Origin of the sequence: Flavilitoribacter nigricans DSM 23189 = NBRC 102662 (assembly GCF_002646595.1) — a bacterium.
Taxonomy (GTDB): domain Bacteria; phylum Bacteroidota; class Bacteroidia; order Chitinophagales; family Saprospiraceae; genus Flavilitoribacter; species Flavilitoribacter nigricans.
The window spans coordinates 1-513 of sequence record NZ_PDUD01000142.1; the positions used below are offsets into that span (position 1 = coordinate 1).

Annotated in this window: 1 protein-coding gene; it reads left to right on the top strand. The window is 43.1% G+C overall.

What is annotated here, in order from left to right:
* The coding region (locus CRP01_RS41785) for a transposase (protein ID WP_143473273.1) at positions 1 to 468 on the top strand (468 nt) is incomplete at its 5' end.
* Between the last annotated feature and the right edge of the window lie 45 nt (positions 469 to 513).

Below are 513 nucleotides of genomic sequence, written 5' to 3' on the forward strand. Positions count from 1 at the left end.
CCTGTTCAAAATACCGAACAAGCCTTGCAAATTGTTCAATGGTATTTATGGCGATGGACTATCGAACAATTATTCCGAACCCTTAAATCTAAAGGGCTCAACATGGAAAAAGCGGAAGTGGAGTCGTTCCATGGACTGGTTAATTTAGCCACTATGGCCTTAATAGCGGCCGTGCAAGTCATGCAACTAGTCCAGGCCAGAGATGGGCAAACCCTACAAAGAATAGGCGATGCCTTTTTTGAGCCCGAAATACAATGCCTGACTGCCCTAAACACTAAAGTAGAAGGCAAAACCCAAAAACAAAAAAATCCACATCCTCCAAACACCCTCTCTTTTGCCGCTTGGATCATCGCCAGACTCGGAGGATGGTCAGGTTACCAAAAGGATAAACCACCAGGGCCCATTACTTTTATTAGAGGCTTAAACCGCTTCTATAACATCCTCGAAGGATATTATTTATTCAGGTAGCAATCTTGTCAAAGAACTTACACAAAATGTGTGCATACCGTAAGT